Origin of the sequence: Oceanicola sp. S124 (genome assembly GCF_000220565.1) — a bacterium.
Classification (GTDB): Bacteria; Pseudomonadota; Alphaproteobacteria; order Rhodobacterales; family Rhodobacteraceae; genus Pseudooceanicola.
The window spans coordinates 21,163-28,791 of sequence record NZ_AFPM01000311.1 but is presented as its reverse complement, the minus strand read 5'-3'; the positions used below and the strand labels follow the sequence as shown (position 1 = coordinate 28,791).

Below are 7,629 nucleotides of genomic sequence, written 5' to 3'. Positions count from 1 at the left end.
TGCCATGGGCCATGAGGTGCGAACCGCGCTGTCGGCCCAGCTGGACGCGATCGAGGCCGATGACAGCCTGCGCGGGGTGGTCCTGATGGGCACGGGGCGGACCTTCTGCGCCGGCGCCGACATCCGCCAGCTTGCCGCGCCACCGGTCGAACCGACCTCCCCCGAGCTGTTCCTGCGGATCGAGGCCATGGCAAAGCCCGTGGTCGCGGCCCTGCACGGGCCGGTGCTGGGCGCCGGGTTCGAACTGGCCCTGGCCTGCGCAGGTCGTGTCGCGGCGCCCGGCACCGAGCTGGGCCTGCCCGAGGTCAAGCTGGGCCTGATCCCCGGCGCGGGCGGCACCTTCCGACTGCCCGCCGTGATCGGCGCCGTCGCGGCGCTCGACCTGATCGCCGCTGCCCGGCGCATCTCGGCCGCCGAGGCCCTGGACATCGGTCTGCTAAGCGAGGTCTCGGCGGACCACGCCGACCTGCGCCGTGCCGGCCTCGCCTGTGCCCGTGGACTTCTCGACGCGCCGCGCAGCGCGCCCGGCGCGGCCCTCGGTCCGCGCGCCGACTTCGAAGCCGCCGCAGAGCGCCTGCTGAAGCGCGCCCGGGGCGCCGAGGCACCACACCTTCTCGTCGAGGCCATCGGCAATGCCTTCACGCTAGAGGGGCGCGCAGCGCAAGAGGCCGAACAGGCCCTTTTCCAGCGGCTGCGCGAAGGCCCGCAATCTGCCGCGATGCGCCATCTGTTCTTCGCCGAACGCACAGCGGCGCGGCTGCCCGACGGCCTGACCGGCACCGCTGGCAGGATCACCCGCGCCGCGGTGATCGGGGCGGGAACCATGGGCGGCGGCATTGCCATGTGCTTTGCCGACGCGGGCTTGCCCGTAACCCTGATCGACAAGAGTGCGGAAGGCCTTGCCGCCGGCCTGGACCGGATCCGCAAGAACTACGATATCTCGGTGAAGCGCGGGCGCCTCAGCCCCTCCGAAGCCGAGGCGCGCATGGCTCGCATCACCCCGGCCCAGACGCTCGAGGCGGCACAGGACGCCGACCTGGTGATCGAGGCCGTCTTCGAGGACATGGCGCTGAAGCAGCAGCTGTTCCGGGACCTCGACGCGCTGCTGGCGCCCGGGGCCGTGCTGGCCACCAATACCTCTTCCCTGGACATCGACGAGATGGCGGCCGCGACCGGGCGCCCGCAGCGCGTGGTCGGACTGCACTTCTTCTCGCCCGCCAACGTGATGACCCTGCTTGAGGTGGTGCGCGGCGCAAAGACCGATGCCGACACCCTGGCCACGGCGCTGGCGCTTGCCGCCACTTTGGGCAAGCAGGCGGTTATCGTCGGCAACTGCCCCGGCTTCGTCGGCAACCGCATCCTGCGGCAACGCCACCACCAGGCGGAACAGCTGCTGCAGCAGGGCGCCCGCCCCGAGACGGTGGACCGCGTCATCACCGCCTTCGGCATGGCCATGGGCCCGTTCCAGATGGCCGATCTGGCCGGTCTGGACGTCGCCCGCATGGTGCGCCGGGGTCAGGGCTACGCCCTGCCGGTGGCTGATGCGCTCTGCGGGCTCGGCCGTTTCGGGCAGAAGACCGGCAAGGGCTACTACCTCTACGAGGACGGGCGCACGCCCCGCCCCGATCCGCAGGTGGATCAGCTCATTGCCGATGTATCAAAGCGGCTTGGCGCTCCGCAACGCACCTTCACCGATGACGAGATCCGCGCCCGCATCTTCTACCCGATGGTGAACGAGGCGGCGCGCATCCTGGACGAGGGGATCGCAGCGCGCCCCTCGGACATCGACGTGACCTATGTGCATGGCTACGGCTTCCCGGCCTGGCGCGGCGGGCTGATGTACTGGGCCGACGGCGAAGGCCTTGGCACCTTGGCCCGCGCCCTGGCCGCCTGGGCGGAAGAGACGGGCGAAGACCGCCTGCGCCCCGCCCCGTTGCTGGAGCGGCTGGCCCGCGAAGACCGCACCTTTGCCGACTGGCAAGCTGACAGGAACAAGGAGAGCTGATCACCATGGGAAAGAACTTCAGGGACGGGGTGGTGATCGCCGGCGTCGCCGAAAGCGAGGTCGGCGTCCTGCCCCACAGGACAGAGCTGCAACTGCACGCCCAGGCCGCCAGCCGGGCGCTGGCCGATGCCGGGATGACCCTGGCCGATGTGGATGGCGTGCTCTCCATCGGCTCGTCCCGCGGCACGCGGATGCCCTCGGTGCAGGTGGCGGAATATCTCGGGATCACGCCCAGCTTCAGCGACTCGAGCTCGCTCGGGGGCTGCTCCTTCGAGGCCTATGTTCAGCACGCGGCCCTGGCCATTGACGCGGGCCTCTGCACCACCTGCCTGATCACCTACGGATCGACGCAGCGCAGCTCCGGCGCAGGCTTTGGCGGCGGGGCCGACCCCTGGCTGGCCTCGACCCAGTTCGAGGGGCTCTGGGGCCTGCCGATGATGACCGGCGCCTATGCCCTCGCCGCCTCCCGACACATGCACCTTTACGGCACCACCCGGGAGCAGCTGGCCGAGGTCGCCGTCGCGGCCCGCAAATGGGCGCAGCTCAACCCCCAGGCTCCCCGGCATGAGGATCTGAGCATCGAGGACGTGCTCTCGGCGCCGATGATCGCCACTCCGCTTGGCAAGTTCGACTGCTGCCTGGTGACCGATGGCGGTGGCGCCGTGGTGGTGACCAAAGCCGACCGGGCCCGCGATCTGCCCAGGGCTCCGGTCTGGCTCTGGGGCTCGGCCGAGACCCACACCCATGCTTCTATCGCCAACATGCCCGACCTGACCGTCACCCCTGCCGCGATCACCGGCCCGGCCGCCCTGAAGAGCGCGGGCGTGACCCCGGCGGACATGGACCTGGCAATGATCTACGACAGCTTCACCATCACCGCGCTGATGAGCCTCGAGGATCTCGGCTTCTGCGGGAAGGGGGAAGGCGGCGCTTTCGTTTCGGACGGACGCATCGCGCCCGGTGGCGATTTCGCCATGAACACCCAGGGCGGCGGGCTCAGCTACACCCATCCCGGCATGTACGGCATCTTCCTGATCGTCGAGGCGGTACGCCAGATCCGCGGCGAGGCAGGGGCGCGCCAGGTGGCGACCGATCTTGCCCTCGTGCATGGCACCGGCGGCGCCCTGTCGGCCGGTTCCACCCTGATCCTCGGAAAGGAGGCCCGCCGATGAGCAACAGACCCGTCCCCATCCCCGATGCCGAAACCGCCCCCTTCTGGGAGGGCGCGGAGGCCGGGCAGCTGAAGATCCAGCGCTGCACGGCCTGCGACCACGCGATCTTCTATCCGCGCCTGGTCTGCCCCGCCTGCATGACCGAAGAGCCCGCCTGGGTCGATGCCTCGGGGCAGGCCACCATCCACGCGCTGACCACGGTGCATCGCACCGGCCCCGCCTTCCGCGGGGATGTGCCCTTTGCCGTCGCGCTGGTCGAGCTTGCCGAGGGGCCGCGCATGATGACCCGCATCCTGTCGCAGCAACCAGAGGCGCTGCGGATCGGCGATGCGGTGCAGGTGACCTTCGTGTCGCAGCCCGAGGGGCCACCCCTGCCCTTCTTCACCCACTGCTGATCCCAGGGGACCCATAGGTCAGGGGGTAAAGCAAAGGGGCGGCGCCGGTACATGGCGCCGCCCCTCTCTTTTGCCGCTTCGGGTAGTCTTCAGATCACCCAGCCCTGACAGGGACGCGGCCGCCAAGACGGCCACGCCCGCGATTGCCACCCCTCAGACAGCCCAGTAGAGGCTCTTCATCTGCTGGTAGGCGCGCATCCCCTGCAGACCCTTCTCGCGCCCCTGCCCGGACAGCTTGAAGCCGCCGAAGGGGGCCGCGATCGAGAGCTGCTTGTAGGTGTTGATCCACACCGTCCCGGCCTCGAGGGCGCGGGCCACCCGCCAGGCGCGACGATAGCTCTCGGTCCAGATCCCCGCCGCAAGGCCGAAATCGCTGTCATTGGCCGCGCCCACCAGGTCCGCCTCGTCCTCGAAGGTCATGAAGCAGAGCACCGGCCCGAAGATCTCTTCCTGCGCGATGGCGGCAGAGTTATCGAGCCCGCCGATGATCGTCGGCTGGAAATACGCCCCCTCCGCGAAGACCTCGCCCTCCGGGCGCTGGCCGCCATAGAGGATCTCGCCCCCCGCCGCGACACCGGCCTGCACGAAGCCCTCGACCCGCTCGCGATGCGCGAAGGACGAAAGCGGACCGATCACGCTGGAAGGATCGCTGGGCGGCCCAAGCCGCATCGCCCCGGCCGCCTCGATCAGCAGGTCACGGAAGCGATCCGCCACCGAGGCCTCGACGAAGAGCCGCGAGCCGGCAACGCAGGACTGGCCGGTGCCGCCGAAGATCCCGCTGGCCACCGATTTGGCCGCGGCCTCCAGGTCGGCATCGGCGAAGACGATATGCGGCGACTTGCCCCCCAGTTCCAGGATCATAGGCACCAGCCGGTCCGCCGCGCCGCGGGCAATGCTCTGCCCCGTGGCGGTGCCGCCGGTGAAACTGATCAGGCCGATGCCCGGATCCTCGACCAGCGCCACGGCGGTCTCGCGCCCGCCGGCGAGGACCGACAGCAGCCCCTCGGGCAGACCGGCCTCGACGACGCATTGCCCCAGGGCCAGGGTCACGAAGGAAGTGGTCTCTGCCGCCTTCAGCACCACCGCGTTACCCGCCGCCAGGGCCGGCGCGATCTTCTGCGCCCCCATGGTCAGCGGAGAGTTCCAGGGGGTCAGGGCGGCGACCACGCCCACCGGTTCGTAGACCTGCATCGTGTAGTAGTCGCCACGGGCCGGCGGCATCGCCTCTTCGCTGCATTCGCAGACGGCGGCGTAGTAGCGGAAGATCCCCGCCGCCGACATGGCCTGGGCATGGCTTTCCTTGCGCGTCTTGCCGTTCTCGCTCATCTGGAGGACTGCGAGGTGATCGGCCTGACGCTCGATTTCGTCGGCGGCGCGCGACAGGATCCGCGCCCGTTCGTGCGGCGGCAGATGCGACCAGCCGGTCCGGCGCAAGGCCGCGTGGCCGGCGGCGATCGCCTCAGCCACCTGCGCCGGTGTCGAGGTCCCGACGCGCCCGAGAAGCGCGCCTGTCGCCGGGTTCACGACATCCAGCGGCGGCCCGTCTCCGGGCACGGCTCGCCCCGCAATCAGCAGATCCTGCACCTGATCGGCCGGAGGAATCGTGGCCTTCTTCGCGAGCAGCGACATGTTCTGTTCCTTCTCAAGTTCCAAGATAGGCAGCCCGGACCTCCGGGCTTTCCAAAAGTTCCCGCCCCGTGCCGGTCAGCACGACGCTGCCGGTTTCCAGCACCACACCGGTGGCGGCGATCGACAGGGCCATCTGGGCGTTCTGTTCGACCAGCAGCACGGTCATGGACATGTCGCGGCTGATTTCCTCGATGATGACGGCAAGTTCGGCGACGATGATTGGCGCAATCCCCAGCGAGGGTTCGTCCAGCAGCAGCACCCGCGGCAGCGCCATCAGGGCGCGGCCGATGGCGCACATCTGCTGCTCGCCACCCGAAAGCGAGCCCGCCAGTTGCCGCCGCCTTTCCTTCAGCCGCGGGAAGTAGCCGTAGACCCGTTCCAGCATCTCGCGCCGCGCCGCCTTGTCGCGCACCGCGTAGGAGCCCATGATCAGGTTTTCCTCGACCGAAAGCTGGCCAAACAGCCGCCGTCCCTCGGGCGAGAGCGCAACGCCATGGCGCAGCGGATCGCCCGGGCGGGGCTGCAGCAGCTCCTCGCCGACGCGGATCTCGCCCTCGACGGGTTTCAGCAGGCCGCAGATCGACTTGAGCACCGTGCTCTTGCCGGCCCCGTTCGAGCCGACCAGTGCGGCCACCTGCCCCGCGGGCACGTCGAAGCTGACGCCGTGCAGGGCCCGCACCGGTCCGTAGTTCACCACAAGGTTGCGGACGGAAAGATCACCGCGCATGGTCGACCCCCAGGTAGGCTTCGATGACTTTCGGGTCGTCGCGCACCTGAGCCGGCGCGCCTTCGGCGATCTTCTCGCCATGATCCAGAACCACCAAGTGATCGCAGACCCGCATGATCAGCCGCATGTGGTGTTCGACGATCAGCACCGAGACACCGAAGCTTGCCCGGATCTCCTTGAGCATGGAGCCGAAGCGGTCCACCTCGTCGGGATTGAGCCCTGCGGCCGGTTCATCCAGCAGCAGCAGCCCGGGACGCGTGGCCAGGCCGATCGCCACGCCGAGGCGCTTCTGATGGCCGTAAGCCAGCGTTCCGGCCTCGCGGTCGGCATGGTCGGCCAGATCCAGCGCCTCCATCACGTGCTCGACCGTGTCGCGCGCCTCTTGCTCTGCCCGTCGGGCCGCCGCGCCACCGAACAGCATCGCCCCCAGCCCGAGCGGATGACGCAGAAGCGCCCCGCGCAGGATGTTTTCGCGCACACTCGCGGTCGGGAAGGTGGTGGCGGCCTGGAAGGTCCGCGCCAGCCCGTGCTCGACGATGCGGTGCGGCGGCAGCCCAGAGATGTCCTGATCCCGGAAGCGGATCGTGCCGGAGGTCGCCGGGAAGGTCCCGGTGATCAGGTTGAAACAGGTCGTCTTGCCCGCACCATTGGGTCCGATCAGGCCGGTGATCGCGTCCCCTGCCACGGTGAAGCTGACATCCGACAGGGCCGTCAGACCGCCGAAGCGCTTGGTCAGGCCACCGATTTCCAGAAGCGTGCTCATGCCCGGCCTCCCTTGCGTGCAAGCTGCGCCGGCAGTCCCGCCAGGCCCTGCGGCAGGAACCGCAGCACCGCGATCAGGACCACGCCGTAGATGATGTGCTGGTACTCGACCGCGCCGCGCAGGAACTCGGGCAGCGGCGTCAGGAAGAGCGCGCCGACCAATGGCCCCCAAAGCGCCAGCCGTCCGCCCGTCACCAGCATGATCACGTAAGAGACCGAAAGCTGGAACCCGAAGGTCTCGGGCGAGATGAAGCCAACGTAATGCGCCAGGAAGGCCCCTGCGAAACCGGCGATCGCACTGCCGATGGTAAAGGCCAGGGTCTGGATCTGGGCGGTCGGGATGCCCGAGGCCTCGGCCAGCGCAAGGTTCTCTTCGACCGCACCGAAGCGGTGGCCAAGCTGACCTTTGCGGATCAGCACGAGCAGGGCCATGACCAGCGCCAGGCAGACAAGGGCGAAGGGATAGACGGCCTCGTAGCTCGACAGCGTCACGCCGAAGATCGACAGCTTGGGAATGCCCGCGATGCCGCTCGATCCGCCCGAATATTCGGGGATTTCCAGCATGACCAGGCGGAACAGTTCGTTCAGCGCGAAGGTGATCAGCACGAAGTAGACACCGCGCAGGCGCAGCAAGGGGGCGCCGATCACGAAGGCCACGGCCCCGGCAACCAGGGCACCGGCTGGCAACCCCAGCAGGACGGGCAGGTCCAGACGGGTGACCAGCAGCACCGAGGTATAGGCCCCGATCCCGGCGAAGGCGGCATGGGCGAGCGACAGCTGGCCGACCCAGGCGGTGACCGCAAGGCCCCCGGTCGCCATCGCCGATATGCAGACCATGATCGCGATATGGAAGTGGAAGGTACTGCCGGTGATCCAGGGGATCAGGGCGACCGCCACCAGGGCCAGGGCCCAGACGAACGCCATCGGCCGCGGGCCGGA

Annotated in this window: 7 protein-coding genes; 3 read left to right on the top strand and 4 right to left on the bottom strand. The window is 69.2% G+C overall.

All coding sequences use genetic code 11. The features are described from left to right. The 3 genes from OS124_RS25535 to OS124_RS0121230 all read left to right on the top strand — a co-directional run. A partial coding sequence (locus tag OS124_RS25535; RefSeq protein WP_010142012.1) for a 3-hydroxyacyl-CoA dehydrogenase NAD-binding domain-containing protein occupies positions 1-2,005 on the top strand: 2,005 nt, incomplete at its 5' end. A 5-nt stretch (positions 2,006-2,010) separates the two neighbouring features. Then, entirely contained in the window at positions 2,011-3,177 is a 1,167-nt protein-coding gene (locus OS124_RS0121235; protein ID WP_010142011.1) for an acetyl-CoA acetyltransferase, read from the top strand. Beyond that, complete coding sequence (locus OS124_RS0121230) at positions 3,174-3,572, top strand: Zn-ribbon domain-containing OB-fold protein (protein ID WP_010142010.1); 399 nt, start codon at positions 3,174-3,176, stop codon at positions 3,570-3,572. Before OS124_RS0121235 ends, OS124_RS0121230 begins: the two co-directional genes overlap by 4 nt. A 153-nt stretch (positions 3,573-3,725) precedes the next feature. Here the strand turns inward: OS124_RS0121230 and OS124_RS0121225 are convergent, their stop codons facing one another. From OS124_RS0121225 to OS124_RS0121210, 4 genes are read right to left on the bottom strand one after another with little or no spacing between them, the layout of a single operon-like run. Continuing rightward, a complete protein-coding gene (locus OS124_RS0121225) occupies positions 3,726-5,201 on the bottom strand; it encodes an aldehyde dehydrogenase family protein (protein ID WP_050900942.1) in 1,476 nt (491 codons plus the stop codon). Between the two features lie 13 nt (positions 5,202-5,214). Beyond that, on the bottom strand, positions 5,215-5,928 hold the full coding sequence (locus OS124_RS0121220) for an ABC transporter ATP-binding protein (RefSeq protein WP_010142008.1): 714 nt from the start codon (positions 5,926-5,928) through the stop codon (positions 5,215-5,217). Further along, positions 5,918-6,691, bottom strand: coding sequence for an ABC transporter ATP-binding protein (locus OS124_RS0121215; RefSeq protein ID WP_010142006.1), 774 nt, complete (start codon positions 6,689-6,691; stop codon positions 5,918-5,920). Before OS124_RS0121215 ends, OS124_RS0121220 begins: the two co-directional genes overlap by 11 nt. Continuing rightward, a complete protein-coding gene (locus tag OS124_RS0121210; protein ID WP_010142004.1) occupies positions 6,688-7,614 on the bottom strand; it encodes a branched-chain amino acid ABC transporter permease in 927 nt (308 codons plus the stop codon). The genes OS124_RS0121215 and OS124_RS0121210 overlap by 4 nt, the downstream gene beginning before the upstream one ends. Positions 7,615-7,629 lie beyond the last annotated feature (15 nt).

Coding starts and splice junctions, on each gene's coding strand:
- OS124_RS0121210 (WP_010142004.1), bottom strand. CDS start 7,614: ATGGCGTTCGTCTGGGCCCTGGCCCTGGTGGCGGTCGCCCTGATCCCC.
- OS124_RS0121220 (WP_010142008.1), bottom strand. CDS start 5,928: ATGCGCGGTGATCTTTCCGTCCGCAACCTTGTGGTGAACTACGGACCG.
- OS124_RS0121230 (WP_010142010.1), top strand. CDS start 3,174: ATGAGCAACAGACCCGTCCCCATCCCCGATGCCGAAACCGCCCCCTTC.
- OS124_RS0121225 (WP_050900942.1), bottom strand. CDS start 5,201: ATGTCGCTGCTCGCGAAGAAGGCCACGATTCCTCCGGCCGATCAGGTG.
- OS124_RS0121215 (WP_010142006.1), bottom strand. CDS start 6,691: ATGAGCACGCTTCTGGAAATCGGTGGCCTGACCAAGCGCTTCGGCGGT.
- OS124_RS0121235 (WP_010142011.1), top strand. CDS start 2,011: ATGGGAAAGAACTTCAGGGACGGGGTGGTGATCGCCGGCGTCGCCGAA.